Origin of the sequence: Flavobacterium sp. 38-13 (assembly GCF_001899155.1) — a bacterium.
GTDB classification, from domain to species: Bacteria; Bacteroidota; Bacteroidia; order Flavobacteriales; family Flavobacteriaceae; genus Flavobacterium; species Flavobacterium lindanitolerans.
The window spans coordinates 207,925-234,888 of sequence record NZ_MKVG01000019.1 but is presented as its reverse complement, the minus strand read 5'-3'; the positions used below and the strand labels follow the sequence as shown (position 1 = coordinate 234,888).

The 26,964-nt window shown below is 38.9% G+C and carries 24 protein-coding genes; 9 read left to right on the top strand and 15 right to left on the bottom strand.

What is annotated here, in order from left to right; all coding sequences use genetic code 11:
* Position 1 precedes the first annotated feature (1 nt).
* The 5 genes from BGO88_RS14350 to fahA form a co-directional block, all read right to left on the bottom strand.
* A complete protein-coding gene (locus tag BGO88_RS14350; protein WP_056065941.1) occupies positions 2-610 on the bottom strand; it encodes a GNAT family N-acetyltransferase in 609 nt (202 codons plus the stop codon).
* Positions 611-1,066: 456 nt separating this feature from the next.
* Positions 1,067-2,539: an N-acetylmuramoyl-L-alanine amidase gene (locus tag BGO88_RS14345; protein WP_286707324.1), complete on the bottom strand. Its 1,473-nt coding sequence runs from the start codon at positions 2,537-2,539 to the stop codon at positions 1,067-1,069.
* A gap of 1 nt (position 2,540) precedes the next feature.
* Positions 2,541-3,398, bottom strand: a complete 858-nt coding sequence (locus BGO88_RS14340; protein WP_056065947.1) for a TolB family protein — start codon at positions 3,396-3,398, stop codon at positions 2,541-2,543.
* Between the two features lie 130 nt (positions 3,399-3,528).
* The gene (locus BGO88_RS14335) at positions 3,529-4,710 is read right to left on the bottom strand and encodes a hypothetical protein (protein ID WP_286707323.1); all 1,182 of its coding nucleotides are present in this window, start codon (positions 4,708-4,710) and stop codon (positions 3,529-3,531) included.
* A 114-nt stretch (positions 4,711-4,824) separates the two neighbouring features.
* Positions 4,825-6,108: a fumarylacetoacetase gene (fahA, locus tag BGO88_RS14330; RefSeq protein WP_056065952.1), complete on the bottom strand. Its 1,284-nt coding sequence runs from the start codon at positions 6,106-6,108 to the stop codon at positions 4,825-4,827.
* A 110-nt stretch (positions 6,109-6,218) separates the two neighbouring features.
* On the opposite strand from fahA, the gene glyA reads away from it, so the two are divergent.
* The 5 genes from glyA to BGO88_RS14305 all read left to right on the top strand — a co-directional run bounded on the left by glyA (position 6,219) and on the right by BGO88_RS14305 (position 12,437).
* Positions 6,219-7,493 (top strand): serine hydroxymethyltransferase, encoded by a 1,275-nt coding sequence (gene glyA, locus BGO88_RS14325; RefSeq protein WP_056065956.1) that lies wholly within the window; start codon positions 6,219-6,221, stop codon positions 7,491-7,493.
* 171 nt (positions 7,494-7,664) lie between these two features.
* Positions 7,665-9,041, top strand: a complete 1,377-nt coding sequence (locus BGO88_RS14320; RefSeq protein ID WP_277013936.1) for a serine hydrolase domain-containing protein — start codon at positions 7,665-7,667, stop codon at positions 9,039-9,041.
* 7 nt (positions 9,042-9,048) lie between these two features.
* Positions 9,049-9,426, top strand: a complete 378-nt coding sequence (locus BGO88_RS14315; RefSeq protein WP_101472247.1) for a BlaI/MecI/CopY family transcriptional regulator — start codon at positions 9,049-9,051, stop codon at positions 9,424-9,426.
* 19 nt (positions 9,427-9,445) lie between these two features.
* Positions 9,446-11,638, top strand: coding sequence for a M56 family metallopeptidase (locus tag BGO88_RS14310; RefSeq protein ID WP_286707322.1), 2,193 nt, complete (start codon positions 9,446-9,448; stop codon positions 11,636-11,638).
* Positions 11,639-11,849: 211 nt separating this feature from the next.
* A complete protein-coding gene (locus tag BGO88_RS14305) occupies positions 11,850-12,437 on the top strand; it encodes a MiaE family protein (protein WP_056065968.1) in 588 nt (195 codons plus the stop codon).
* On the opposite strand, the gene BGO88_RS14300 is transcribed toward BGO88_RS14305, so the two are convergent.
* Positions 12,438-13,010, bottom strand: a complete 573-nt coding sequence (locus BGO88_RS14300; RefSeq protein WP_056065971.1) for a pentapeptide repeat-containing protein — start codon at positions 13,008-13,010, stop codon at positions 12,438-12,440.
* A 160-nt stretch (positions 13,011-13,170) separates the two neighbouring features.
* Here BGO88_RS14300 and BGO88_RS14295 point away from each other — a divergent pair, with 160 nt between their 5' ends.
* Positions 13,171-14,289 (top strand): vWA domain-containing protein, encoded by a 1,119-nt coding sequence (locus BGO88_RS14295; protein ID WP_056065973.1) that lies wholly within the window; start codon positions 13,171-13,173, stop codon positions 14,287-14,289.
* 44 nt (positions 14,290-14,333) lie between these two features.
* Positions 14,334-15,797 (top strand): AAA family ATPase, encoded by a 1,464-nt coding sequence (locus BGO88_RS14290; protein ID WP_286707321.1) that lies wholly within the window; start codon positions 14,334-14,336, stop codon positions 15,795-15,797.
* A gap of 64 nt (positions 15,798-15,861) precedes the next feature.
* On the opposite strand, the gene BGO88_RS14285 is transcribed toward BGO88_RS14290, so the two are convergent.
* The 9 genes from BGO88_RS14285 to BGO88_RS14245 form a co-directional block, all read right to left on the bottom strand.
* Positions 15,862-17,088: a lanthionine synthetase LanC family protein gene (locus BGO88_RS14285; RefSeq protein WP_286707320.1), complete on the bottom strand. Its 1,227-nt coding sequence runs from the start codon at positions 17,086-17,088 to the stop codon at positions 15,862-15,864.
* 9 nt (positions 17,089-17,097) lie between these two features.
* Positions 17,098-18,042 (bottom strand): T3SS effector HopA1 family protein, encoded by a 945-nt coding sequence (locus tag BGO88_RS14280; protein ID WP_286707319.1) that lies wholly within the window; start codon positions 18,040-18,042, stop codon positions 17,098-17,100.
* Positions 18,035-19,129 carry a phosphotransferase family protein gene (locus BGO88_RS14275; protein ID WP_286707318.1) on the bottom strand — a complete coding sequence of 365 codons (1,095 nt, stop codon included), beginning with the start codon at positions 19,127-19,129 and terminating at the stop codon, positions 18,035-18,037. The genes BGO88_RS14280 and BGO88_RS14275 overlap by 8 nt, the downstream gene beginning before the upstream one ends.
* A gap of 73 nt (positions 19,130-19,202) precedes the next feature.
* Positions 19,203-20,696 carry a hypothetical protein gene (locus tag BGO88_RS14270; protein WP_286707317.1) on the bottom strand — a complete coding sequence of 498 codons (1,494 nt, stop codon included), beginning with the start codon at positions 20,694-20,696 and terminating at the stop codon, positions 19,203-19,205.
* A gap of 355 nt (positions 20,697-21,051) precedes the next feature.
* A complete protein-coding gene (locus BGO88_RS14265; protein WP_286707316.1) occupies positions 21,052-21,798 on the bottom strand; it encodes a LytR/AlgR family response regulator transcription factor in 747 nt (248 codons plus the stop codon).
* On the bottom strand, positions 21,791-23,524 hold the full coding sequence (locus BGO88_RS14260; RefSeq protein ID WP_286707315.1) for an ATP-binding protein: 1,734 nt from the start codon (positions 23,522-23,524) through the stop codon (positions 21,791-21,793). The genes BGO88_RS14265 and BGO88_RS14260 overlap by 8 nt, the downstream gene beginning before the upstream one ends.
* Before the next feature lie 35 nt (positions 23,525-23,559).
* Complete coding sequence (locus tag BGO88_RS14255; protein WP_286707314.1) at positions 23,560-24,015, bottom strand: hypothetical protein; 456 nt, start codon at positions 24,013-24,015, stop codon at positions 23,560-23,562.
* Between the two features lie 231 nt (positions 24,016-24,246).
* The gene (locus BGO88_RS14250) at positions 24,247-25,002 is read right to left on the bottom strand and encodes an SDR family oxidoreductase (RefSeq protein ID WP_286707313.1); all 756 of its coding nucleotides are present in this window, start codon (positions 25,000-25,002) and stop codon (positions 24,247-24,249) included.
* Between the two features lie 277 nt (positions 25,003-25,279).
* On the bottom strand, positions 25,280-25,642 hold the full coding sequence (locus BGO88_RS14245; RefSeq protein WP_286707312.1) for a helix-turn-helix domain-containing protein: 363 nt from the start codon (positions 25,640-25,642) through the stop codon (positions 25,280-25,282).
* Between the two features lie 164 nt (positions 25,643-25,806).
* Here BGO88_RS14245 and BGO88_RS14240 point away from each other — a divergent pair, with 164 nt between their 5' ends.
* Both BGO88_RS14240 and BGO88_RS14235 read left to right on the top strand, forming a co-directional pair.
* Complete coding sequence (locus BGO88_RS14240) at positions 25,807-26,325, top strand: hypothetical protein (RefSeq protein WP_286707311.1); 519 nt, start codon at positions 25,807-25,809, stop codon at positions 26,323-26,325.
* A 122-nt stretch (positions 26,326-26,447) separates the two neighbouring features.
* Complete coding sequence (locus BGO88_RS14235) at positions 26,448-26,918, top strand: META domain-containing protein (RefSeq protein ID WP_286707310.1); 471 nt, start codon at positions 26,448-26,450, stop codon at positions 26,916-26,918.
* The last annotated feature ends 46 nt before the right edge of the window (positions 26,919-26,964 follow it).

The following is a 26,964-nucleotide window of genomic DNA, read 5'->3' as shown; positions in this document are numbered from 1 at the left end:
ATTATTTTTTTAGAAATGTCTGCTTGATTTGTTTCAATCTTGTCAGCACTTTTTTATTGAATTTCACCTCTTCCGTTTTTTTGTTTTCCGGGTCATAAAGCATTCCTGTACAGAGGCACATTTTGAATTCTTTTCGTTCCAGAATGTCATAATTGGTGCAGCCTTTGCATCCGGCCCAAAAGGTAGGGTCGGTTGTCAGTTCAGAAAAAGGAACGGGTTTGTATCCTAAGTCGGAATTGATTTTCATTACTGCCAGGCCTGTCGTAATCCCGAAAATTTTTGCTCCCGGATATTTTTCCTGGGAGTATTCAAAGACTTTCTTCTTGATTTTTTTTGCAAGTCCGAGGTGACGAAAATCAGGATGTACGATGAGTCCGGAATTGGCTACAAACTGGCCATGTTCCCAGCTTTCAATGTAACAGAAACCTGCAAATTTTCCATTTTCCAAAGCGATTATGGCATCGTTGTTTTCCATTTTTTTCTGGATGTACTCGGGCGACCTTTTGGCAATTCCAGTGCCTCTTAAAAGTGCCGACGCTTCCATGGTATCGCAAATTTCCTGCGCGAACTTATAGTGCTCTTTCTGAGCAATACAGATGGTTACATTCATTTTTAAATGTAAGATTGGGTTAAAAAAATAAGGTGATATTAATTTTGCGGAAGGAGGAAACAGGACGGACCTATTTCATAGAAATATAGCAGACCTAAGGCCGGAAACTGGCCGAAGCTGAAAAAAATAAAGATGTTGTAGTCAAGTCAGGATAGTAATATCCCTGTAAAATGATTGGAAATTTCAAAATTGAAAAATAAAAAATGAATAAAGGTTTTAGGACTCGTTAAACTTTGGCGGTACAGATTATGACCGCACAACCCGCGAAGTTAGTGCAGGAAGTGTCCGTAGGATAGAAGTTGTATGTAACTTGTAATTATTCATCGGTGCAAATGTACACAAAAAATATAATAATTTCAGGTGTTGACGGTTTTTAACAAAATGTTGTATAAATGTCACAAAAAAATCCGAAGTCTTTTGGACTCCGGATTTTTGTTTTTGGATTGGAAAGGTTTTTTAGTTTTTGATAATCTTTTTGGTAAATTCCTGATTTTCTGTTGTTACGTTGATAATGTAAGTTCCGGATGGAAGTCTTGAAATATCAACTGCGGTTTCCAAACGGCCGTCACTTTCGATGCTTTTCGATTCGATTACCTTACCTGTAATATCATATATTGCATACTGAACATCGCCGGCAGAAGCTTTGTCAACAGTAATTGTAAACTGCCCGTTGTTTGGATTTGGATAGATTTTCACATCCAATTCTGATTTTCCAATCGGGCTTGTAGCGGCCCTACCTGAGCCACAGCTAATAGCAGTTCTGCTAATTGTTCCGTTAGAGTTGTTGACAGAACCATTGGCATTTTTAGCCTTGATATAGTAAGAATAGCTGGTTCCGGCAGTAATCAGATACGTATTCAGGAATGAATTTCCTGTTACGTCTGGAGCATACAGGTTTCCGTTTCTGTAAATATCATAAGAAGTAGCATTGCTGGAAGTTGTCCAGGTAACGTTGATAGCGCTTTGCGTTCCGCTGCAGGTTGCTGTTGCTGATATAGTGAAACTTCCCGGTGTAGCATTACAAACCAAAGTTGAAGCAGAAAGCGTTCCGTTAGAATTTGTTCTTGTTCCGGAGCTGTTTTTAGCAATAACATAGTAGGTGTAAGTTGTACCACCGGTTACAAGTGTGTTGATGTATTGTGTTCCTGTAATATTGCTGGCATATAATGCGCCGTTTCTGTAAATGTCATATCCGGTAGCATTGCTTGAAGCTGTCCAGTTCAAACGGTTTTGTGTAGAGGTCCCACTACATTCCGGTGTAAGTGTCAGCGAAAAAGTTCCAGGAGCGGCTACCGCACTACACGTAAGATTTAAATTGGATTTGAACGCATTAAAATAGGCCAGGGCAAAGCTGTCTCTCCAGGTATTGCTGTTTAATTTTGCCGCATCTGACGTAGTATCAACAAAACCAATTTCATTCAAACAGGCTGTTGCTGAAGAATATCTCAGAACTCCTAAATGGTAGGCTAAAAAGCTGTTGTCTTCTACACAACGTCTGTTGGTCCAGGAACCATGAGTGACCATATCAGCTTGAATTTTTTGTGCAAAAGCAATATCAGGAGCTGTATTGGTGTCATCAGCAGTACAGTAAAAAGTCTCTGTTCCGGTTCCTCCACCTGCATTACAGTGAATACTTAAAAGACGGTCGGCATTCCAGTTATTGGACATTGTAGCTCTCTGGTTGACAGAAATCCATCCGTTTACGTTGGTTGTTCTGGTAAGATGCACAGTCCATGTACAACTGTTATCAATCAGGGCTTTTGTTTTTTGGGCAACAGCAAGAGCTGTTTCTATTTCTGTGGCCGTCCTTCCGTCCGGATTGTCACTTGTGCTGGTTCCATAGCCATGTCCAGGGTCAAGTACAACTATCTGTGCGTTTATTCCTAAAGAGCATAGCAATAAACCAAATATAAAGGCTGTCTTTTTCATCTTAATTCATTTTTAGAGTTGCGATAAAGAGTCTTCCGGTTTTGTCATCAGAGAAAATGACTTTGTCCTTGTGGATGGTCGGAAACATTTCAAAAATCACTTCAGTATTCGTAATCTTTTTGGTTTTGCCTTTTTCGACATCAAAAAGATAGAGTTCTGAATTGCTAACGGTATGCCCGTTTTCGCTTTCGTCTAAAAACCCGATAAGATAGGAGTCATCATCAGACCAGGCGGTGGCGATTCCTGTTCCGATTTTTCTGCCTTTGGTTTTTCCATCAATATCATAAATATAGATATCGGCTCCATTATGTACGGCTACTTTTTTGCCATCGTTAGAAAGCATGGCATTGTAAAATTGGCCTTCATCATTGGTTACAACCCATTGTTTTGAAGTAGCTAAATCTTTGGCTTCAATTTTTAAGTTCGCCAGATTGGTATATACCACAACCTGATTGTCTCCCTTTTTTGAAGCACCTCTGTAAGACGGTAGATAGTTTGGGTCAATATTTTCTACCTTTTTAGAATAATTATCCCGGATATTATAGTTAATAACCTTAGCATTTGAGAAATATTCCTTATCGGATTTTTCTTTAAAGTAAAAAGAATCGCCCGATTTGTCCCAGACATAAGCATAACCGCTGCCTTGTTTGTCAGAAATTGGCTTTACTGTATTGGTTTTCAATTCCAGAAGATAGACACCTTTAAGGTGTTCTCCGGTTAAGAGTACATATTCTCCGGTAGGAGAAAAGAGAGGATTGGTGTAAAAACCGTCTACCTCAATGCGCTCAAAATCCTCGATTTTTTGCGCATACACCGATAAGCTCATAAGGAATGAGCATAACATAGTAGTTTTATTCATAATTGATAAATTTAGGTTGTGATAAATTTAACCTATAAAATCTTATAAATAAATACTAATTATGTTAATTTATTGTAATTTAATTCATTATGTGATGTGAAACCTAGTGTTTACGGTTGTTTTTTAAGAATTATCTTCTGATGCTGTTTCTGGAAATAATATTCTTCAGTTTTACCTTTAAATCTTCTCCCGTATCATAAATCATCTGTTCATTAGACGGGAAAGGAACTGCTTTTTGGTTGAAGTAAGTATAATACGATTCGTCTGCAGCCCTTCTGTCACCACGGTAAGTGGAGTAGATGTTTTCAAAAATAAATTCACTGGTTAGTGGGAAAGTCTGCAATAATTGGCCGGATTTGTAGTCGATGTAATCTACTTTGGCAGTTACCTGTGCGGCTTTGAATTGTGTAAATTCATAGATGTCAACCTTAATCGTTTTAAATTTGTCAACCTTAATCACATTACCCAAACTGTCTTTGACTACATTACCACGTGAATCTGTCAGGTTTTTTACACCGTCCTTAATCTGTTTTTCTTTAATGAATTGTTTTTCTTTTACCTGTTCCGGAGAGATATTGATTTGGCGGAAGTTTACTACAATCTCAAAATCATAATTCACACCTTTTTGCTTGCTGCTGTGATATACCGTCCATTTGTCATTCAATCCGTTAGTACTGAAATCCAACAGGTCATTTTGAAGACGTATCGGGATAACCATGTTGGTTTCGTTTCTCATATAGACATTTACGAAATCAGTTCCTTTCAATTGGGCTTCATCCATAAGCTTACGGACATCTTTAAAACCCGGATTGATTTGGTCAAGATAAAAAAGGTCGTCATAGGCACGGCGGCTTGTCATCTTGTCTTTAGTCAACAATAAGGCTTTGGCATTGTCATAAAGATATTTTGAAAGCGCATTTTTGCTGTTTACAATCTGGTCAGTATAGTCGTCAAACGGAAAGATGGCATTTCTGTTTTCTTTCATCAGGCGCAAAGGCAAAAGCGGCCGTATTTTTTCCTGGCGGTTGTTTAACTGAACATAGGTCGTATAGATGCGTTCCAGATTTCTTGGATTGGCGTCTTTCGCCAGGAATTGGATGTCGCGCAAGTCCCGTTCTTTTGCTTTGGCAAAGGCCTCTTCGAGTAAGTAGATATAGTCCTGTTTTCCTTTTTTGTCTTTGTTGGAGCGGAGACTGTTTACGGCATTGTCAATAGCTCCGTCATAATCACCGCTGGTTAACATATTGGTAGTTTGTTTTACGCCGCAGGACGCTAAAGCAAATACTAAAAACAGGAGAGTAATCTTCTTCATAAATGTTAAAAATTTTAAGCAAATATATATCTTTTTTCAAAGTGTTTTCTGCTTTGGGTACCAAAACAAAAAAGCCCCGGAATACCGGAGCTTTTGTAAAATATAGAGTGTCTGTTATTTTCTGAAAAAAGGAGGTAGCAATTTGCTGGAAACCTCACCAAATCCAATTCTGACATTGTCTTTTTTGCAATAGCCTTTCATAATGACCGTATCGCCATCATTAATGAACTTACGTTCCGTACCGTCGCTCATAGTAAGCGGATTTTTTCCGCCCCAGGTCAATTCCAACATTGAGCCGAAACTGTCAGGTGTAGGACCGGAAATAGTTCCGGAGCCCATCATATCGCCTGAATTGACACGGCAGCCGTTAGAAGTGTGGTGCGCCAATTGCTGGCTCATACTCCAGTACATGTACTTAAAGTTTGATTTTGAAATAACTGTAGGTTCTGCATTTTCCGGCTGTAGGGAAACTTCGAGATTAATGTCAAAAGTTTTCTTGCCTTTTTCCTGTAAGTAAGGCAGCGGCATAGGGTCTTGATTTGGACCTTTTGTACGGAAAGGCTCCAAAGCATCCATAGTTACAATCCAGGGTGAAATAGAAGAGGCGAAGTTTTTTGCAAGGAATGGTCCTAGTGGGACATATTCCCACTTTTGGATATCCCTGGCACTCCAGTCGTTCAAAAGAACCATCCCGAAAATATAATCTTCCGCTTCATGTACCGGGATATTTTCTCCCATAATATTGGCATCGGTCGTAATGAAAGCAGTTTCCAATTCAAAATCAACCAATCTTGACGGTCCAAATACAGGAGTCGTTTCACCATTAGGCAAAGTCTGTCCCATTGGTCTGTGAACAGGAATTCCGGAAGGGACAATGGTTGAGCTTCTTCCGTGATAGCCTACAGGAATGTGAAGCCAGTTAGGAAGCAGGGCATTTTCAGGGTCGCGGAACATTTTTCCAACGTTGGTAGCATGTTCTCTGCTGGAATAGAAATCAGTATAATCACCAATCAATACCGGCAGTTGCATTTCAACATCTTCTATCTTAAAGATAACCGTTTCTCTGTGTTTTTCATTATCTCTTAGTTCGGAATTGGTAGCGTCAAAAATATCGGCAATCCTGTTTCTTACCAATCGCCATGTTTTTTTTCCGTCAGAGATAAAATCGTTTAGAGTGTCCTGCATGAACATATCGTCAGTCAGGTCAATTCCTTCAAAATAGTTCAATTGCTGTAGGGCACCAAGGTCAATGGCATAGTCACCAATCCTTGTTCCGATTGTGACTACATCATCTTTAGTAAGGAAAACTCCAAAAGGTATATTCTGTATAGGAAAATCGCTGTCTTGTGGTACTTCCAGCCATGATTTCCTATTTGGGTCGTTTGCTGTTATAGGCATTATTATTGTTAGTTTATTTGTTTATAAATCAAGTATCAAATATATCGTTATATGGCATTTTAACAAACGCTTTTTGTATTTTTGTCCTCAAATTAACAAAAAATTATCAAATGCTACGCGACGAACAAATTTTTGACTTAATATTAGAAGAACAAGACAGACAAATCCACGGATTGGAACTGATTGCTTCCGAGAACTTTGTAAGTGACCAAGTGCTTGAAGCGGCAGGTTCAATACTAACTAATAAATATGCTGAAGGCTATCCCGGTAAAAGATACTATGGTGGCTGTGAAGTAGTAGACGTGATCGAACAGATTGCGATTGACAGGGCAAAAGCTTTGTTTGGTGCTGAATATGCCAACGTACAGCCGCATTCCGGGTCACAGGCTAATGCATCGGTTTACCATGCCTGCTTAAAGCCTGGAGATAAGATTCTGGGTTTTGACCTTTCCCATGGTGGCCACCTGACGCACGGTTCTCCGGTAAACTTTTCAGGTAAATTATACCACCCTGTATTTTATGGCGTTGACCAAGAAACAGGATTGCTGAACTATGATAAAATTCAGGAAGTTGCTACTAAAGAACAACCAAAATTGATTATCGCAGGTGCTTCGGCCTATTCCCGTGATATGGATTTTGCCCGTTTTAGAGAAATTGCCGATAGCGTTGGTGCTATTTTGATGGCCGATATTTCGCATCCGGCCGGATTGATTGCCAAAGGATTGATGAACGACCCGATTCCGCATTGCCATATTGTAACCACAACTACCCACAAAACATTAAGAGGACCACGTGGTGGTATGATTCTGATGGGGAAAGATTTTGAAAACCCATTCGGTATCAAAACACCAAAAGGTGAAATCAGAATGATGTCGTCTTTATTGGATGCTGCCGTTTTTCCTGGAAACCAAGGAGGTCCGTTAGAGCACATCATTGCAGCTAAAGCTGTCGCTTTTGGAGAAGCTTTGTCTGATGAGTTTTTTACTTATGCAAGACAGTTGCAGAAAAATGCCAAAGCAATGGCAGCCGCTTTTGTAAAAAGAGGTTATAATATCATTTCCGGAGGTACAGACAACCACATGATGCTGATTGACCTTAGAAATAAAAATATTTCAGGTAAAGAAGCCGAAAATGCATTGGTAAAAGCTGAAATCACTGTAAACAAAAACATGGTTCCGTTTGATGATAAATCTCCGTTTGTTACTTCCGGTATTCGCGTAGGAACTGCTGCAATCACAACCAGAGGATTGGTAGAGGCAGATATGGAAACCATTGTTGATTTAATGGACAGAGTGATTCAGGACCATACCAATGAAGAACTTTTAGAGCAGATTGCTGATGAAGTAAACGAAATGATGAGCGAAAGACCCATTTTTGTTTATTAATCACAAGTCAAAAAATAGGACTAAGCCCATACATTTTGTATGGGCTTTTTTATTGGATAAAAATTTTTTTGAAAAAAAATAGGCTAATAATATTTTCGTACGAAAAATTTCCTACCTTTGGTTTAATCAAAATAAATAATTGTTTATTTAATAACTATCATCATCAATCAAATGGTAAAACTAATCACAATCTCTGCCATCTTTTTTTTGCAGGTTGCAGTAGCGCAGACTAAAACTGAAAAGTTGGATAGTCTGTTCCAATCTGCTGTAAACGATGGCTCATTTAACGGCAATGTCCTGATTGCAGAAAAGGGCAAGGTCATTTATCAGAAATCGTTCGGTTATTCCGACATCAAGGCAAAGGAAAAACTGACCGGCAAGTCGGTTTTTGAACTGGCTTCCGTTTCCAAGCAATTTACCGCAATGGGAATTGTTCTGTTGCAAAAGCAAGGGAAACTTTCGTATGACGACCCCATCAGCAAATTTTTACCGGAATTGTCAATGTACAATGACATTACGATTAAAAACCTTCTGGTGCATACCGGAGGACTTCCGGATTATATGGAGCTTATGAGTCAGGAAGAAAATCACGATGGTTTTGCTACCAACCAAACCATTATTGACCTGTTCGTTAAAAAGAAGCCTCCGGTTGTATTTAAACCGGGCGAAAAACATGAATACAGCAATACGGGTTATGCCTTATTGGCCAGTATCATAGAAAAGGCATCCGGGAAAAGTTATGGCGATTATTTGGCGGAAAACATTTTCAAACCATTAAAAATGAACGATACAAGAGTTTACAGAAGATGGTTTAAGCCTGAAAAAGTCAAAGATGTCACCAAAGGATATATTTATTCGGACAGTCTTAAAAGACTAGTCACACCAGATGAAATCAGCAAAGATTATTTTACAATTTATCTTGACGGAATCGTTGGCGATGGTATGGTTAATTCGACTACAACCGACCTGCTGTTATGGGACCAGGCATTATATACGGATAAGTTGGTCAATAAGCAGGACAAAGAATTGATTTTTAGTTCGTATCCTACCCAAAGCGGCAAAGCAACCAATTATGGTTTTGGATGGAAAGTTTCGACAAGCAGCCTGTATGGGAAAATAGCATCCCATAGTGGCGGTTGGTCAGGCTATGTAACTTATATTGCCCGCTATCTGGACCGCAATTGCACTATAATTATACTTCAAAATGCAATGAACCAAAACACGAAAATTCCTCAAGCTGAAATCAGGAACATCCTCTTTGAGCCAATTTATAAGGCAGATAAGAAAAAAATGGAAGAAATAGTAGGAATTTATAAAACGGAGAAAGGAAATGAAAGGGAATTGCTTTTTGAAAAAGGAAAGCTTTACACAAAGCTCAATGCAGAACAAAAGCTGGAACTGATTCCAATTTCAGAAAATAAATTTTTGGCTGACGGTTACCAACCCGAAGTTTTCTATGAATTTGTAGCAGAGAATAATAAAATTTCAAAATATATTGTTACACAACCAGAGCTCTCAGTCCGTTCTGAGGCCGTAAAAATTAAATAGACAGGATATGCAGGCAGAACCCACAAAATCAGAATTAGAAATTTTACAAGTCTTATGGCAGTTTGGTCCTTCGACTGTACGATTTGTAAACGACCAGCTTAACGAGCAAAAAAGAGCCGTTCAGTATACATCAACCTTAAAATTGATGCAGATTATGACTGAAAAAGGAATGCTTGTTAGCGATAAGACTCAAATGAAGCACGTCTACAGTCCGGCAATAGAAGAAAAGAAAACAAAAGGATTTCTTTTGGAAAAATTTGTCGATGCGCTTTATAATGGTTCCAGCAGTAGTCTGGTAATGCAGCTGCTCGGCAATAAAAAAACAACCCAGGAAGAAATCGAAGAGATTCGAAGCCTTTTGGATAAGTTAGACAAGAAAAAATAACAACTTAAAAATTCAGACTATGATTATGCCCAATGAAAACATATTGAAGGCAATCTCCTGGACACTGATACATTCAGTGTGGCAAGGATTGGTTCTGGCCATTTTAGCCGGATTGGTTATAGTGTTTACAAGAAAATCCAAAGCAGCGATTCGTTATAATGTGCTGTCAGGATTGTTCGTGATGTTTTTAATAGCAGTTGGTTTTACATTTAATTACGAATACCATCAGGAAATTGCCATAGAACCGGATGCAATAATGATTGCCGTAACAAATCCGGAATTGCAAAATACATTTACGGGCCCGTCAGCAATTGCTCCCGATTATTTCGAAGAAAGCATAAGCTATCTTAACCAATATGCAACAACAATTGTAGTAGTCTGGTTCCTGATTTTTGCCATAAAATGCTTCGGAATTTTCAGAAATCTGACCCATGTTTACAGAATACGAAACTATAAAGTTCATAATGCACCTGAATTTTGGAGCAGCAAAGTGGCAGACCTGAGCAAGAAATTAGGCATCAGCAAACCGATTGTGCTTTTAGAATCGCAGTTGGTGAAAGTACCTTCGGTTACAGGTTTTTTTAAGCCTATCATATTGGTTCCTGTAGGATTGCTTTCCCATCTTCCGCAAGACCAGATAGAAGCGATATTATTGCATGAACTGGCGCATATCAGACGTAAAGATTATTTTATTAATCTGTTACAAAGCTTTGCCGAAATCTTATTTTTCTTTAATCCGGGTGTTCTTTGGATATCTTCATTAATCAAAGATGAAAGAGAAAACTGCTGCGATGATATTGCCGTTACAATCACGCAAAGCAAATCGAAGTTCATTCATGCTTTGGTTTCTTTTCAGGAATACAATATGAAGCAGAACGAATTGGCATTGGGTTTTGGAAAAAACAAGAACCAGCTTTTGGCCAGAGCAAAACGCATCATCCAGGATAATAATAAGTCGCTGAATACTGTTGAAAAGACTTTTCTGTCAGTGTGTATTATTATCATGCTAACCTTTTCTTTGGCTTGTTCCAATACGAAGGCAACGACAGCTAAAACAGCCGAAAAGGAAAATAAGGTTGAAATTGCATATCTGAAAGGCCTTACAAGAGCTAAGCTGTCTGAGGGAGAGGAAATCCGACAGGCAGAAATTGCAGCACAAGAGGCACATAAAGCAGCCGAAATAGCAAAAGTTGAGGCGGAAGCGGCAAAGGTAAAGGCTGAAACAGCAAAAGCTGAAGCCCAAAAAGCCCAACAACAAGGTACACTATCTGATGATGAAGCCAAACAATATGAGGCTGAAGCTTTACAGGCACAAGTTGAATTTGAAAAGGCTAAAAAGGAACATGAAATTGCAATGAAAGAATATGGAATTGCCATGGAGGAGCATGATAAGGCAATGAAAGAACATGGAATTGCCATGGAGGAACATGATAAGGCCATGAAGAAGCATGGAATAGCTATGAAGGAGCATGAAAAAGTCCGAAAAGAAGATAAAAAAGTCTGGAAGGAACACGAAAAAGCTATGAAAAAGCACAAAAAGGCTATGGAAGAGCATGAAAAAGCAATGATTCAGGCAGAAAAAGACAGAAAATCTGTTGGTACTACCTATCAGATTGTTAGGCCAATGACGTTTGAAGAAGCACAAAAATCAGGAATTTGTGTTATTACCGATAAGATAAAAGCCGATAATGCTCTTGTTAAAAAATTAAAAGAGAATGACGAGCTTCTTGTAATTAAAATGAAAGAAAAAGATAAGCTTCTGGTTGAAAAAATGGTACAGGCTGATGCACTGAAAGAAAAAAGAGATTTGTGGCTGATAGACCAGAAAGCTAAGTTTAAGCTGAAAAAAGCAGAAATGATTGAAATCAAAAAGATAAAACAACTGGACTTGCAAAAAATAAAGTTTAGTAAAGACAGTCTTTTAAAGGTTTATAAAGAAAACTGGGGACAAAAAACAGGAAGTACCGATGTTCCCAATAGTATAAATGGCCAGATTATTCCGGTTGTAATCAAAGAAAAAGCCATTGCCAATTTGAATAACCCGTCTTACAAGCTTAACAGCGATAATATTATTTTCTATGGTGAAGCAGTTATCGGGAATACATATACTAAGCCAACAAAATACCTGAAACCGAATAGCAGTGCCGTATACTACAATTTTGATTCCGCAAATCAGAATCTTAAAGATGCAGTAAAGCCTGTAAAATCCTAAAAAAAACTGCCTCATCAGCAGAGTTTCAATCATCATCAAATCAAAAAATCAAAAATTAAATTTGTATTGAGTTTAGTAGGCAGAAGGAATCCGTTCATTATCGGGTTCCTTTTGATGTTTTTATAAGTTTCTAAGCCACTTAGAGCCTTAGTATCTTAGCACCTTCAAAAACAAATCCCTAAATTTGCAACCTAAATTATTCGCTATGTCAATGCTACGTTTAAAATTGCCAACAGACCCAAGATGGGTGAACATTGTTGAAACCAATATTGAAGAGATACTGACAGACCATGCCTGGTGCGAACAAAAGGCAGCGTCTAATGCTATTACAATTATTACAATCAATTCAGAATATCCGGATTTGGTAACGGATATGCTGGCCCTGGCTAAAGAAGAAATTGAGCATTTTGAAATGGTTCATGAAATCATCAAGAAGCGTGGATTAAAGCTGGGACGCGAACGTAAAGATGAATATGTTGGAGAGCTGGCGCAATATATGAAACGCAGTAATACCGGAAGCCGTGTGTCCGGATTTGTAGAAAGAATGCTTTTTTCGGCCATGATTGAAGCCCGAAGCTGTGAGCGTTTTAAAGTGCTTTCGGAAAATATCAATGACGAGGAACTTTCAAAATTTTACCGCGACCTGATGGAAAGCGAAGCCGGACATTATACTACATTTATTTCCTATGCCCGAAAGTATGGACAGGGAATTGATGTAGAAAAACGTTGGAAGGAATGGCTTGAATTTGAAGCGACCGTCATCGCAAAATATGGCAAGAAAGAAACCATACACGGATAATTACTCTTTGATAATCAATTCGTGTTTTTGCAATAAACCCTTAAGGCCGGCTAATGAAAAGCTGGCTTTTTTGATTTTGTTCTTTTCCGGGTCAATAGAAAAATTATAGCTTGTCGTGAAATCAGCCTTGATAGCTGTTGTGTTGGAAAAAACAGTCTTATGCAGGTTGCAATGGTCAAACAAAACGTTGGTTAAATCAGTATTCATAAAATCAAGCGCTATCATACTGCAATTGCTAAACGTTGTGCCTTTCATGGTCAGGTCATAGAATTTGCAGAAATCCAGGATACAGTCTTTGAAATGGATTTCAAAAATCAACCTGTCGCACATCGAAAAATTGACATCCAATACCTGACAATCGATAAAATTCACTCCCCTGAAAGCGACATGATTGATTCGGGCACCACTAAAATCACAGTTGGTAAAAGTACAATCCGTAAAAGTGACCCCGATAAAATTACAGCGTGTAAAATCGCAGTTAGAAAAATGGCAAACTTCAAATTCTTTCAGGTTGAAAGCATCTTCTGTATAAACTTCATTAGCGTAATTCTGGTCGTGAATATAATCGGTCATAAATCTTTGGATGAACTGCAAAGCTATTTCAATTTCAAATGCAACCAAAAATTATCATCAATACTTGTCAACAATCCGATAGGAGCAGGCTTTCATTTTAACTAAAAATTAATACCGTGCCCAAACCATCACATTTGATTAAATAGTAATTTTATCATCTATGGAAACTAATAAAAGAAAAGGCTTCTTATTCAAAAAATACGAAGCTCCAGATTTGTCTCCTTTTGATAAACTCTTCGAAATTTTCAAAGAACTAATAACGCACACTTCAGGCGATTTTGACGAAGCGATAGATTGGCTTCGTGAACTGGACAAGGAATATAAACTGACAGATTCAAGCTATACTATTGATGACTTTATCGAAGACCTTAAGAAAAAAGGATACATACGGGAAGAAATAAAAGATGACGGTTCTGGCGGCCTGGCCATTACGTCAAAAACAGAACGAGCCATACGCCAGCAGGCACTTGAACAGATTTTTGGAAATCTGAAACGAAGCGGTTCAGGAAACCACAAAACAAAATATTCAGGAAGCGGAGACGAGCATACCGGAGAATTCAGGGAATTTCATTTTGGAGACAGCCTCGAACGAATTTCTTTGACGGAAAGCCTGAAAAATGCCCAGGTCAATAATGGTATCGAAAGTTTTAAACTGACGGAAGATGATTTGGTGGTGGAAGATGCCCAATTCAAGGCACAGATGAGTACCGTGTTGATGATTGATATCAGCCACAGTATGATTTTGTATGGAGAAGACCGTATCACGCCGGCCAAAAAAGTTGCGATGGCTCTGGCAGAACTGATTACTACCCGATATCCGAAAGACACGCTCGATATATTGGTGTTTGGAAATGATGCCTGGCCAATTGCTATAAAAGATTTGCCTTATCTTAAAGTAGGCCCATACCATACCAATACAGTGGCAGGATTAGAGCTGGCAATGGATTTGTTGCGCAGAAAACGAAATACCAACAAGCAGATTTTTATGATAACCGATGGTAAGCCAAGCTGCATACGCGAACGGGACGGTTCGTATTATATGAACAGTTATGGTCTGGATGATTATATTGTTGATAAATGTTATGCCATGGCACAGCAGGCCAGAAAACTGCATATTCCAATCACGACTTTTATGATTGCCAATGACCCGTATTTGCAGCAATTTGTCAATTATTTTACAGAAGCCAATCAAGGAAAGGCGTTCTATACGGGATTGAAAGGTTTGGGCGAAATGATTTTTGAAGATTACGAAACCAACAGGAAAAAGAGAATAAAATAACAGACGAAGTAAAAGAATCCCTAATAAAAAGAGTAAGAATAAAAATGAAAGCAGCAACTATAAAAACCCTGGGAGAACTAAAAAAATCAGGATACCAAACCCAAAGCATAAAAGACGAATTGCGTAACAACCTTCGGGAAAAAATCAGCAAAGGAGAAACCGTTTTTCAAGGTGTACATGGTTATGAAGATTCCGTTATACCGGAATTGGAAAGAGCCATACTTTCGCGCCATAATATTAATCTGTTAGGACTTCGCGGCCAGGCCAAAACCCGTCTGGCACGACTGATGGTCAATTTATTGGATGAATGGATGCCAATTGTAGCCGGTTCCGAAATCAATGACGACCCGTTACAGCCTATTTCAAGATATGCCAAAGACCTTATTGCAGAGCAGGGAGATAACACACCCATAGAATGGATACACAGGAGCGAACGCTTTTTTGAAAAGCTGGCCACACCAGATGTAACCGTAGCCGACCTTATAGGAGATGTAGACCCGATTAAAGCGGCTAACCTGAAACTATCGTATGCGGATGACCGGGTTATCCATTTTGGGATGATACCGAGAGCCAACCGCTGTATTTTTGTTATCAATGAATTGCCGGATTTACAGGCAAGAATTCAGGTAGCACTTTTCAACATATTGCAGGAAGGAGACATACAGATACGCGGATTTAAAGTACGTTTGGCTTTGGATATGCAATTTATATTTACTGCTAACCCTGAAGATTATACCAACAGAGGAAGCATAGTTACACCGCTAAAAGACAGGATTGGTTCGCAGATATTGACGCATTATCCGGAAAGTATCGAAATTGCAAGAACAATTACAGAACAGGAATCCAATCTTGACAGCCGCCAAAGCAATTTGGTGCATGTGCCTTCACTGGCAAAAGATTTGCTGGAACAGATTAGCTTTGAAGCCCGAGAAAGCGAGTATGTTGATGCCAAGAGTGGCGTAAGTGCCCGATTGAGCATTACGGCTTTTGAAAACTTATTGAGTACAGCAGAACGCAGGGCTTTAAAAACAGGCGCTGAAAAAACCACACTGAGGCTTTCTGATTTTATGGGAATTATTCCTGCCATTACAGGAAAAGTAGAATTGGTTTATGAAGGCGAACAGGAAGGAGCAGGAGCAGTAGCCCAACATTTGATTGGCGATGCCATCAAGACTTTCTTTTCGCTGTATTTTCCCAAAATAGAAAAGCTCGAAAAACAGGAAGAAAAAAGCCCTTATAAAGATACAATTGATTGGTTTTTCAATGAAAGCGGCTTTGAACTTTTGGATGATGCGACTGATGCCGAATATAAGCAACAGCTCGATTCTATTATTCCGCTTAGGGCATTGATAGCCAAATATCAGCCAGATGTAGCACCCGAAGACATTTACTTTATGAAAGAATTTGTGCTTTGGGGATTGGTGGAGTACAACAAACTGAGCAAAGACAGAATTGTCAAAGGCTACCAGTTTAACGACCTTTACGGAAGCTATATCCGGAAATTATAAAAAATGCCTCTCATTTGAGAGGCATTTTTTTGCATACAGCTTAGGGGAAAAAGAGCTGTCACTGTTAATCTAGCAACCCCGGAACCAGAAAAGTCTTGTGCCTGTTTTTATTAAACAGACGGAGATAGAAATAACCTGTTCCGGCAATTCCCATCATCAATCCTGGCGTATATTGCCCGGTGTTAAGCCCGGTCGGCCATGGAATCCGGTTTTTCTGGTATTTTTGGATACCGGCAGTTCCCACAGCTTCTGCTAATTGATGGTATTCAACGCCGCCGCAATCCAGCAATATTTCCGCATTGCCTGCAATTCCGTGACATAAAGAGTAATTTGTGGTATTTAGATTATCCGTAAGCGCATGATAAATGCTTGAAGCAGTCGTTTTTAAGGCAACATTCATTTCCTGTACAAAAACAGCATCGGCTTTTGCCTGATTGGCTTTTAGTCTTGACAAAGCAATACCCGGAGCTCCGTGGCACCAGGCTAATCCACATACTTTTGCAGCCGTAGTAGAAACTCCGTCCCTGAAATCAGGCCAGTTTTGCTGTGAGATATCAAAAGATTGTCTTTCATAATTAAAACCGCCTTCGGCTCCTTTTAAAAAAAAATCTTCTCCGGTAATTTCATGCAATTGCAGTAAGGCCAGGGCAACCCCGGATGAACCATGAGAAAATCCTGTTAGGTTTTTAGGAGAAGGAACCGTAGCCCACGACCATACAGTTTCATTTTTCACCGCCCTGTCGCATAACAGATGGCCAAGTGTAATGGCTTTATCTAAAAGTTCCTGTTTTTGAAAAACTTTATAAGCGTCAATTAGCACGGGAATCGTTCCGGCTGCGCCACTTATAACATCGACTTCATGTGATTGTAATGATGAGGGAACGACACTGTCAAGAAGGTTGATTCCGTATGCTATCCAATCTTCCCTGTCCAATTCTTTTCCAATATGAATTAGGGCAGAGGCAATGCCGGGCTTTCCGGCATAAAAACCAAGTTCTGGTACAGTATTGATAGTGTTTTGTATTTGTATAATACTTCCTTCTATCGTTTTGAGCAGGATTGGGTCTTTTCTTTCAGCATATAATGCCGTTAGAAAAAGTGCAATTCCTGAAGTTCCGGAATACAAATCGGCTCCAAAAGTTCTCATAATAGGCTGGTAGACACCATCCACAAATTCAACGGAATACCCTTGCCAATTACAGGAATTTCCATGCCAGATGCTGTTTTTCATCAATTGACAGCCAATTTCCCATGCCGTTTCCAGAAAGATGTTTTTAGATATAGTTTCCATGATTGTTTTTTAATTGAATGCTTTTTTTGTTCCTTTATTTAAAAAGGTAGTCTCGGGATGGATTCCTTTTTGCTGAAAAGCTGTCGCGATTTCCTGAAGCAATGTGCCTGCATCGGGGTTTTTAGGTACCGAGTTTGCAAGTACAGAGGCAAGAATAGCCATGCGGTTCATCCCGAAACTTTCCTGTGAAGATGGATTTTCCGCCATGCCCATACCTTTTTGGTAGCGGTAGCTAAAAAGAGGTACATCTTCTTCCAGAAATTCTTTTATATTTTCATACACTTCCGGAAGCAATTGGCCAAGTAAGTGTTGTAGTGTGTCTTCAATATACAAGACAGCGGCATCGCGCCTGAAATAAAGCTGTGGATGGTTAAGGCATTTGAAAAGGAATGGAATATTGTAGCGGTTGAGCTTTTTGGTAATACTGTCAATCAGCACAGGTGCGCCTTCACTTATAATGTTCCAATACACCCGAACCAGATTTTTTGAAAAATCGAGATTTTGATTTCCAAAAACATAATAAAAGGTAGGTTGCCGGTGTTGGTCTTCTTTCGGGAAAAATACGGCCACGTTTTGCCCGCCTGTTTCTTTTAATGCATTTAATGGAACAATATGGCTTTCTGCCTGCCTTACAACTTCTACATAACCGCCAGGATAATTGGTTTTGACCTGCCAGCCCTGTTCAATCCGGTCTTTGCTATGGTTGTTTTGGGAAAGCAATCTCATAAAATTAACATCATTCTCAATGGAGTAATTTGGCTTATGAAGCAAATCAGATTGGTAGGATTCTTTAAGGGCATAACATTCAGAATACAGAATTCCGGTAAGTGATTCCTGTAAAGTATCCGGAGTGACAGCATATTGTTTGCCCCTGAATATAATATGCGAAGATGTAATCTCCAATTGATTGATGAGCTGGGTTAGTTCTTTTATGATGGCGGAATCTTTAAACATATTGGTAGAGTTTAATGTCGAATAATTCTTCTAAAGCAGCCAGAGGATTTTCCATGATGTTGAAGGCAAGCTGGATGCAACGCATATTATTGGCTTCAATTTTAGTATTGAAAGTGATTCCTTCAATACTGGTCTGTAGGATTCTGGCAGCAGTAAATTGCATCAACCGTGTAAAAAAAGCCGGGTGGTCTGACTCCGGAATTGTCTTTTCTTCTATATATTGGTAGATAAAGGCCTGTGCCGATGGCTGCATATTTTTAAGGTCATAAAATTTCATATGTTCCGGCAGTTTGTTGCTGAAAGGGTTATTGTTGTCAAATCCCAGCAGCCAAGTTGCTACATAAGACTGCAGGAGTCCGGCTACATCCCACATCGGGTCACCAATATCGGCCAACTCCCAATCAATGAGTCTCTGGCTGATTCCGTTTTCGTTTTCAATAGCCAGAAAATTAATCCATTTGATATCGCCATGAATCAGATGGGTATACTGCCACGTAGCACCCAATTGTGACAAAGCATTTAGCAATAGCGGATTATCCTTAATCAGTTGAATGGCAGAGGCACTGGCTTCGTTATTTGTAAAAAAAGCATCGGCAGTATGACGGTCAAGCTGCAACACCCATGGCAGTAATTTTGGAAATAGGGAGGTATCTGTTTCAGCTTTAGGTCGGATATGGCATAAAGCCAATATAGAGGCTTGCTCTCGGGCAAGATGTAAGTCAAAATTTTTAGTGAGCATATAATATTCAGTCAGGTTTTTTGCGTTGTGCAACAGTTCAAAAACCATCACATTATTTTCATCATCATGTTCTAACAGATGTGAAGTAACAGGAGCAACAGCAGAAAATGTCTGGCTGTTTTTGAATAAATCATAAGCGTTTATTTCCCGTAAAAAAAGGCTTTTGGACACGGCATCGTTTCCTGTCTGTTTTACAAAAAGGGAATTATGTGGTTCTACAATTACCTTTAGTATCGTGTTTCGGGTTTTTACCGGATGTACCATAAAATGCCCTCTTACTACGGCTTCCTCATCAATAAGCTGCCTTTTGTGCAGGTAGTGGTACACGTTTTCTGGAATTAGCTGCATAGGAGTTTTTTTAGGATTTATAAGAATAAGCCGTAAGATTTATTCTCACGGCTTATGAAGAAATACAGTATTCTTAACAGATAAATGGTATTCCGGTACAGGAAATTGTAGGGATACAAGATATTGTTGGAATACAACCAACGGTTGGAATACATTGATCTACCGGTAATGTTGGCGCTACGGCTGCTTTTAATCCCTCATTACCGCCCTGGTTGGTTAAATGACATGCCACCGGATTTGTGAAACAAACGCTCATATGTGTTGGAGGACACATGATTGGCATAGTAGGTAAAGGACGGCATATAACCGGACTAGTTGCAAAACAGGATTGCGGTAATGTAGGCAAACACTGTGGAGTAACGATAGTTGGAATATTCTCAGTGGCTGGTGCGCCAACAAGTCCTTCCTGAGCTCTGCAGATTGGAGATATTCCGGTAACACATGAAGTTACAGTTGGGATACACTTTACAGTTGGAATTGGAAGGCATTGTGTGACAGGAATCGTTGGGAATCCCGCTCCCTGGTTTGCTTCCTGAGCTCTACAGATTGGAGATATTCCAGTAACACATGAAGTTACAGTTGGAATACACTGTACTGTTGGAATTGGAAAACACTGTGTCACCGGAATTGTAGGAAAACCAGCTCCTTGATTTGCTTCCTGCTGTGCAGCACATATTGGAGATACTCCCGTAACACATGAAGTTACAGTTGGGATACACTTTACTGTAGGAATAGGTAAGCACTGCGTTACCGGAATCGTTGGGAATTCAGCTCCAAGTTTCGCTTTTTGCTGAGCAGCACAAATAGGAGATACCCCGGTAATACATGAAGTTACTGTTGGAATACACTGAACTGTAGGGATAGGGAAACATTGGGTTACCGGAATCGTTGGAAAACCAGCTCCAAGATTAGCTTCCTGCTGGGCAGCACATATTGGTGATACTCCGGTAATGCATGAAGTTACTGTTGGAATACACTGAACCGTAGGAATTGGTAAACACTGCGTTACCGGAATTGTTGGAAAACCAGCCTGGCTATTCAGGTAGTTGTTGTAGATGTCGCCTTGCAATAAAGAAGAACCTTTATCATCACAACCGCATGAAGCGTTGAAATCATTTCCGGAATGCAATGCCAGGATGCTTGCAAATTGGCTGTCGTCTATATCATTTTCAATACCATTAAGCGCCAATGGCACAATAAAATGGTGGCTGTAGTCAAAACATTTCCATCCTAGGAATGGAACTTCAACACAAGGCTGTAGCCCTAAGTCAAAACTAAAAACACCACCAGCTTCGTTAAAGTTAGTGATGCTTAAAGAGATTTTAAATCTTGAGAAAGGCTGCCAGGTGTAGTTTACATTGGAATTAAAGTTGAAACTTTTGCTTACATTACCAAAAGGTGTCTTTAAACTAATGGTAATGCTTACCAATCCGTTGACAGCACTAGCGCTTATACATGCGCTACAACCTAAAAAGGAGGGCGTACACCACTCCATAGCAGTAAGATGGTCATATCCGGTATAAACGGCACCTTCTTCTACTTTTTCTACGTTTGCTATTTTTGCCATGTTATTTATGTATCAGTTTGCCTACTCTTTTATAGGGTTTTTCGGCTTGCTTCCCTGTTTTTAATAAATGGCTTATTCAAAATAAATTCCTAATTCAGTTTAGATATAGGCATGTAAACACATGCAGGTTATTTAGGAAGGGGGATTTTCAAATAAGCCCAGAAACAATCGACGCTAGCTTTCTTTTGTATTCTGAACTAAAATTACTGGGCATTCCAAGGCTGTAGTAAACAAATGATATGAGTAGGGAAATTATTGACATGAACCATAAAAAAACAGCGCATGAAGATAATAAGGAATAAAAAAAGCCCTTCCGGATGAGGGAAGAGCTATGACAATAAAAGCAGAAAATACCTTATCGCAGGATGTTCAGTTTTTTGATAAAATCTTTATGTTTTTCGCTTAGGGTTACTTTATGATTTCCTTTTAAGATGACCAGATTATCATGCAAAACTATTTCTTCTATTTTATTAGCATTCACGATATAATTTCTATGGGTTTTGACAAACTTGTTCTTTTCCAAAAGTTCACTGATTTTGGTCAGGGAAATCATGATTACGAATTTTTCATGTTCCGTAATGATATTGCAGTAGCGTTCTTCGACTTCGATGTAAACGATATCATCAATCAACACCTTTTTTAAAGCGTTTTTTTTCTTGATGAATAGGGAGTCGGTGCTGAGAACGGTGTCCTGGTCGTCGCTTAGAAAGACATTGGACTGCTCATAAAATTTTTCAACGGCCATTTCCACAGCATACAGTATTTCCAATTCGTTAAATGGTTTTAGCAGAAAGCTGAAAGGTTTTGTGAGTTTGGCCCTTTCGAAAATCTGGCGGTCGTTGGAGCTTGTAAGAAACACAAACGGACGGGCAATATCAGGAGTAATATTAATAGTTTCTGCAAACGTAATGCCTTCCGGTGAACCGTTCAGGAAAACGTCAATAATTACAATATCGACCGTATTTTTATAAAATAAAGCCAAGGCATCACTGAAGGTTGTAGCCACGCCCGCAATAGCATAATTGTTTTGCGTGAGTACTTTGACAAGTGCCTCACTTTCTGCCGGAGTGTCTTCAATAATTAAAACGTTTACCTTACTCATTTTTCTTTGCTTTTAACAGTTGAATACTAATCTTTGTACCTTTATTTTCTTCACTTTCAATAAGTAACTTCCCATCATTTTTCTGTGCCATTGACAAGCATAATTGCATGCCTAATCCGGTTCCGTTTTTTTCAGGATTTTCTTTTTTAGACACCAATGCTGATTCTTCCAGAAGCTGCCGGATTGTTTCCTGACTCATTCCCTGTCCGGAATCTTCAACGGTCAAGGTACAAAAATCTTCGGAAGCACTGCCATGAATTGTTATCCGGCCATTTTCTCCGGAGAATTTGATGGCATTATCCATCAGGTTTCGCAGTATTATTTTTAAGGAACTTAAATCGGCACAGGCGAATAATGCTTTGGGAACCAAATTTTCAAAATGGATATTTTTTTCCTGCATCAGCGGCTTGTAATTGAATTCCATTTGCTGTATGACAGAAAAGAGGTGTACTGATTCTTTGTGGAAATAAAGCTGTTTTGTTTGGAGCAGTGCCCAATGCAATAGATTGTCAAGCAGATTATAGGAACTGTGGGCAATAGCACTGTTACTTTGAAGCTGTTTGTCTAATGCTTCAAAATTTTTACTTTCCAGGCTTTCTGCTAACTTAGAATTACTTGTTTTTAATGCATTGACAGAAGAGCGCAGGTCATGGCTGACGATTGAAAAAAGCTGGTCTTTTGCAGCATTCAGTTCATCCAGCTTGTTTTTTTGTGAAAGGATGATACGGTTGCTTTTTATTTTCTGCCTGTAGAAATAAATACCTGTTCCAAACAAAACCAGCAATAGCACAGAAGAATAGAAAAAACCGTTTCTTTCTGCTATTTTCAGCTTGTTTTCAGCCTCCAGGATGCCAATTTCCTTTTCTTTTTGCCTGACGGTAAATTTCTTTTCCAGTTCAGCAATTGCCCACACTTTATTCTGGTCATTTAAAGAATCTCTCCAGCTTTCGTATTCTTTTCTGTAGGTTAGGGCAAGAGGAAAATTTTTATTGTTTTCTGCAACAACCGCCATATTCAGTACGGCATTCTGCTTTAATTCTACATTTTTAATCTTTTTAGATAGGGAATAGGCCTTTTCAAAATAGGGAATAGCCAGATTGTCTTTGTATTGCTCGTAGTAAAGATTTGCAATATTCATATACGAACCTATCAGAGAGAGGGTATCTTTTTCTGCCTGCATGACTTCCGAGCCTTTAGAAAGATAGGCATCAGCCTGCTCATATTTTTTTAGATGCAGATAGCATAGCCCGAGATTGTGATAGACCACACCTCTTTTAAAATCATAATTACCGGTTTCCGGAAGATTTTCGATTTCTTTAAAATAACGGATAGCCTGTTCGTAATTATTTTCTTCGAGGGCAATTTCGCCCAGATAGAGCCTGACTTTATAATAAAAACGGAATCTTTTAGAAATCTGTAGAAATTCCTTTCTGGCTTCCTGAAGCAATCTTTTGTTCTTGAAACTGAATGCCCTGAAATAATGGCAATAATCGGCTATTTCCGGATTGCCGGTATGTGCCAGCTGTTTCATAGAATACACCAGTGTAGAGTCCCAGTTTTTTTCTAAAAAGAAAGCCTGCGCTTTATAAAAATCAGTCTTGTCCCTGTTTTCGAGGGCTTTTTTTCTGATTTCTGAATTCAGGAGACTGTTGTTCTGCTCCTGTGAAAAAAGAAAATAAGCCGGAAAAAGGAATAGGAGAATAAGCGCCAATTTAATTCGGGACATCATTACTGGGTGGTGCAGTGGCAATAATTTCGTTCCTAGCTTTGCAATACGTGGGTTACTGTTCCTCTTGAAGTTTTTGGGTTGGCATCTTCAAAATGGGTGTTCTGCGTAAAAGTTCTGATACTTTTGATTTCCTGCTCTCCATCTTTTATATCATGGGCATAGCTGACAAACCAGGCCAGATAATCTTTAGGAGTCTTTTCGGCACTTTCGTAGTTTAACACTAACCTTAATTCATTTTGGGCAGCATTATCGAGGTCAAGGAAGAGTTCAACCGGAGCTTTCCCCAAAAGTGTTTTCGGAATAAGGATAACCATTCTTACATTTAAGACCGGGCCCTTGTCGGTCAAATCGATTTCTGCAGAAACCATAGGGGTTAAAAGTTCCGAAGGGTCAATTACGCCTATTACATTAAGGCTTTCAAAATTAATTTGAGAAATTTGCTGTGCGCTTATAGGCGTCAGCTTGCCTGATGAAATTGAAGCATTCATACTATTAAGTTTTAATTGTTGAAGATTTGGCAGGGCTTGGGGTATTTTTGGAAGGTTAAAGGTAATTTTTTTCTTTAATAAATTTCTTTTTAGTAAGAAATATTTGATTTCGGAATTGTATAATCCTTCTATTACTAAAAAAACTCCGGCGATACCAAAATCTTTTTGAGATGAGGTATGCCAGAGTGATAAATTGAATTTGCTGAAAATATCAGCCGTTTTGATAAAAAATTATCGGGTCGTATATCCGCCATTTGCGAAGATGGTCTGTCCGGTAATCCACCATCCGTCAGTTACCAGAAACTCAACCAAAGGAGCTATGTCTTTAATATTGGTCAGGCCACCCAAAGCAGAAGCCGATTTATGGTAGGCCACTGCATCCTCGCTCTCCTGTCCGTAGAAAAAAGGTGTATCCATTGGGCCGGGAGCTACTCCGGTTACCGAAATTCCTCTTGAACCAAATTCTTTGGAAGCCATTCGGGTAAAATGTTCAACCGGTGCTTTTGCTCCGGCATAGGTGGAATACAATCCGGTGTAGGCTGCCAAAAGCGAAGTTACTATCGTGCAGATTTTGCCGTTGTCGTTTACCTTTTTTCCGGCCTCCTGTATAAAGAAATAAGCTACTTTAGAATTGATGTCGAACATGGTGTCGTATTCTGCTTCTGTTGTATCCAAAAAAGGCTTTTTCAGAACCATTCCCACGGTATTGATAGCAATGTCTATACCTCCAAATTTTGCTTTCGTTTCTTCAAAGAGTTTTTTAATGTTATCTACTTTTGTCAGGTCTGCCTGAAACAGAAAAGCCGTTCCTCCGGCATTTTGGATTTCAGCTAATGTTTTTTCCGCATCAGCTTTTGTACTGCTGCTGTTGTAATGAATTGCCACTTTCGCACCTTTAGCTGCAAAATCTCGGCTTAATAAACCTCCCAGGTTTTTTGCACCACCTGCAATCAAAACCACTTTTCCTTTTAAATCGTTTCTTGCCATTGTATTTGTTGTTTAATGAGTTACAAATTGATAAGGCAAAGATGAGAAGAGTCCGTTTTTTAATTATGGTGAACTTTTCGGAAGTTTACAGAAAAGTAATTTTGAGTACTAGGTCCGGTCATGATTTTTAGCCACAGATTAAAATGATTCCATAGATTAAAAACAATCAATGAAAACAACGGGCTTAATTTCAATAATTTCCCTTTGCGGTTCTGCGACTTTGCGTGAAATTAGTTGCTCGCAAAGACGCAGAGCCGCAAAGTTTCCATGAATTGGCTTATGTTTTCCGGAATGTTCCAGGAGCCTGTCCCGTAAATTTTTTAAAAAACTTGGAAAAATTAGAAGGGTCGTAGGTCAGTATTTTTGCAATCTCTGCAACGGGTAGATTTGTTTCTTCCAACATTTTTTTTGCCTGGTCGATAATCTTCAGGTCATAAAAATGACAGGGATGATGTCCTGTTTCCTGTTGGATAGTATCCGTCAGGTGCTTGTGAGAAACAAATAATTCGCTGGCTATCTGGTTAATTTCCATAAAGTCGGTCACTTTTCCGGTAACCACGTCGGCTATATGCCTGTCCAGAAACTGAAAATAGTTTTGGGTAATTTCTTCACTTCGTTTTTGAGTGTCTTGTTTGGTCATGATTGGAACTGTTAGCCTTCATGCAAGTTATAAAATGTTTTTTGGTTGTTAAAAATAATTATTTTATTATTTAGGTTAGTTGTAAAACGGTTACATGTCTAAGTTTTTAATAAATTTGTTATTATCTGGAGCTCGGTTTAAGTAAAATAATTATACAAATCACGATGACAATAGAAGAGCTTTTAAAAGACAAGGCGATAAAGTCTAAAGAAAAAACAGAAATAATAAGCAAGTGGATTTTGGAAAAATCACTGCCTGTTGACGAGCTTATTGCTTTTGCAGAAAGCCAAAAGGACTCTGCAATGGCAACCTGTATTGAAGCCCTGGAATATGCTACGAAAGAGCATCCGGAAATTGCGAATGAGAATGTATTAAATTTTGTAACCGATACACTTACTTCCAAGGTGCCAAGAATAAAATGGGAGAGTGCCAAAGTAATAGGCAATATTGCCCATCTGTTTAATACAAGATTAAAAACTCCAATTGCCCATTTGCTTATCAACACAGCGCATGAAGGAACGGTTGTCCGTTGGAGTGCTGCATTTGCATTGGGTGAAATTCTGAAATTAAGGACAGAATACAATAAGGATTTATTGCCGGCGATAGAGGGTATTATCAAAAAAGAAGAGAAAAAAAGCATACAGAAAATATATAATGACGCTTTAAAGGCTCTGAAAAAGTAAGACATCTGTTAAAGATATTTTTATAAAAAATTGACCGTAACTTTTGCAGAGTAAATGGAAGATACAGGACAATTTACAACCTAAATAATAAACCCAATTAATAAACTTAAAACCAAAAGAGTATGAAAAAAAACATTTTAATTATTGCATTGGCCTTTGCAGCATTTGCCTGTAATAAAATAGAAGAAAACAAAACGGAAGAAAGTGTTACTACCGAAGAAGTTCAACCGGCTGCTGCTGCAACCATAGATTTGTTCGATAAAGAATGGAAGCTGCAGGAATTAAACGGTAAAGCGATTAAGTTAGATACTACTTTCAAAAAAGAACCGCTTATGGTTTTTCAAAAAGGAACCGGCAAGCTAACCGGAAATGGAGGCTGTAACAATTTTTCAGGCAGCTATAAACTAAAAGATGCAGACGGTATTGAATTGTCTGAAGGCGGAGCAACCATGATGGCCTGTCCAAATCTTGGTATTGAAGGTGAATTCTTTAAAGTATTCAAACAAGTAAAAAGCTATCGTATCGAAAACAACAGCCTTATGCTTGATAACGAAAAGAAAGAAGTTGTGGCGAAATTAGTAACGGGGAAATAAAATGCTGAACATGGTTACTGTCAGTTAATTTTCTAAATATAAAAAG

Bases quoted from the DNA above. Each gene is read 5' to 3' on its own strand.
- BGO88_RS14350 (WP_056065941.1), bottom strand. From the start codon at position 610: ATGAATGTAACCATCTGTATTGCTCAGAAAGAGCACTATAAGTTCGCG.
- BGO88_RS14345 (WP_286707324.1), bottom strand. From the start codon at position 2,539: ATGAAAAAGACAGCCTTTATATTTGGTTTATTGCTATGCTCTTTAGGA.
- BGO88_RS14340 (WP_056065947.1), bottom strand. From the start codon at position 3,398: ATGAATAAAACTACTATGTTATGCTCATTCCTTATGAGCTTATCGGTG.
- BGO88_RS14335 (WP_286707323.1), bottom strand. From the start codon at position 4,710: ATGAAGAAGATTACTCTCCTGTTTTTAGTATTTGCTTTAGCGTCCTGC.
- fahA (WP_056065952.1), bottom strand. From the start codon at position 6,108: ATGCCTATAACAGCAAACGACCCAAATAGGAAATCATGGCTGGAAGTA.
- glyA (WP_056065956.1), top strand. From the start codon at position 6,219: ATGCTACGCGACGAACAAATTTTTGACTTAATATTAGAAGAACAAGAC.
- BGO88_RS14320 (WP_277013936.1), top strand. From the start codon at position 7,665: ATGGTAAAACTAATCACAATCTCTGCCATCTTTTTTTTGCAGGTTGCA.
- BGO88_RS14315 (WP_101472247.1), top strand. From the start codon at position 9,049: ATGCAGGCAGAACCCACAAAATCAGAATTAGAAATTTTACAAGTCTTA.
- BGO88_RS14310 (WP_286707322.1), top strand. From the start codon at position 9,446: ATGATTATGCCCAATGAAAACATATTGAAGGCAATCTCCTGGACACTG.
- BGO88_RS14305 (WP_056065968.1), top strand. From the start codon at position 11,850: ATGCTACGTTTAAAATTGCCAACAGACCCAAGATGGGTGAACATTGTT.
- BGO88_RS14300 (WP_056065971.1), bottom strand. From the start codon at position 13,010: ATGACCGATTATATTCACGACCAGAATTACGCTAATGAAGTTTATACA.
- BGO88_RS14295 (WP_056065973.1), top strand. From the start codon at position 13,171: ATGGAAACTAATAAAAGAAAAGGCTTCTTATTCAAAAAATACGAAGCT.
- BGO88_RS14290 (WP_286707321.1), top strand. From the start codon at position 14,334: ATGAAAGCAGCAACTATAAAAACCCTGGGAGAACTAAAAAAATCAGGA.
- BGO88_RS14285 (WP_286707320.1), bottom strand. From the start codon at position 17,088: ATGGAAACTATATCTAAAAACATCTTTCTGGAAACGGCATGGGAAATT.
- BGO88_RS14280 (WP_286707319.1), bottom strand. From the start codon at position 18,042: ATGTTTAAAGATTCCGCCATCATAAAAGAACTAACCCAGCTCATCAAT.
- BGO88_RS14275 (WP_286707318.1), bottom strand. From the start codon at position 19,129: ATGCAGCTAATTCCAGAAAACGTGTACCACTACCTGCACAAAAGGCAG.
- BGO88_RS14270 (WP_286707317.1), bottom strand. From the start codon at position 20,696: ATGGCAAAAATAGCAAACGTAGAAAAAGTAGAAGAAGGTGCCGTTTAT.
- BGO88_RS14265 (WP_286707316.1), bottom strand. From the start codon at position 21,798: ATGAGTAAGGTAAACGTTTTAATTATTGAAGACACTCCGGCAGAAAGT.
- BGO88_RS14260 (WP_286707315.1), bottom strand. From the start codon at position 23,524: ATGTCCCGAATTAAATTGGCGCTTATTCTCCTATTCCTTTTTCCGGCT.
- BGO88_RS14255 (WP_286707314.1), bottom strand. From the start codon at position 24,015: ATGAATGCTTCAATTTCATCAGGCAAGCTGACGCCTATAAGCGCACAG.
- BGO88_RS14250 (WP_286707313.1), bottom strand. From the start codon at position 25,002: ATGGCAAGAAACGATTTAAAAGGAAAAGTGGTTTTGATTGCAGGTGGT.
- BGO88_RS14245 (WP_286707312.1), bottom strand. From the start codon at position 25,642: ATGACCAAACAAGACACTCAAAAACGAAGTGAAGAAATTACCCAAAAC.
- BGO88_RS14240 (WP_286707311.1), top strand. From the start codon at position 25,807: ATGACAATAGAAGAGCTTTTAAAAGACAAGGCGATAAAGTCTAAAGAA.
- BGO88_RS14235 (WP_286707310.1), top strand. From the start codon at position 26,448: ATGAAAAAAAACATTTTAATTATTGCATTGGCCTTTGCAGCATTTGCC.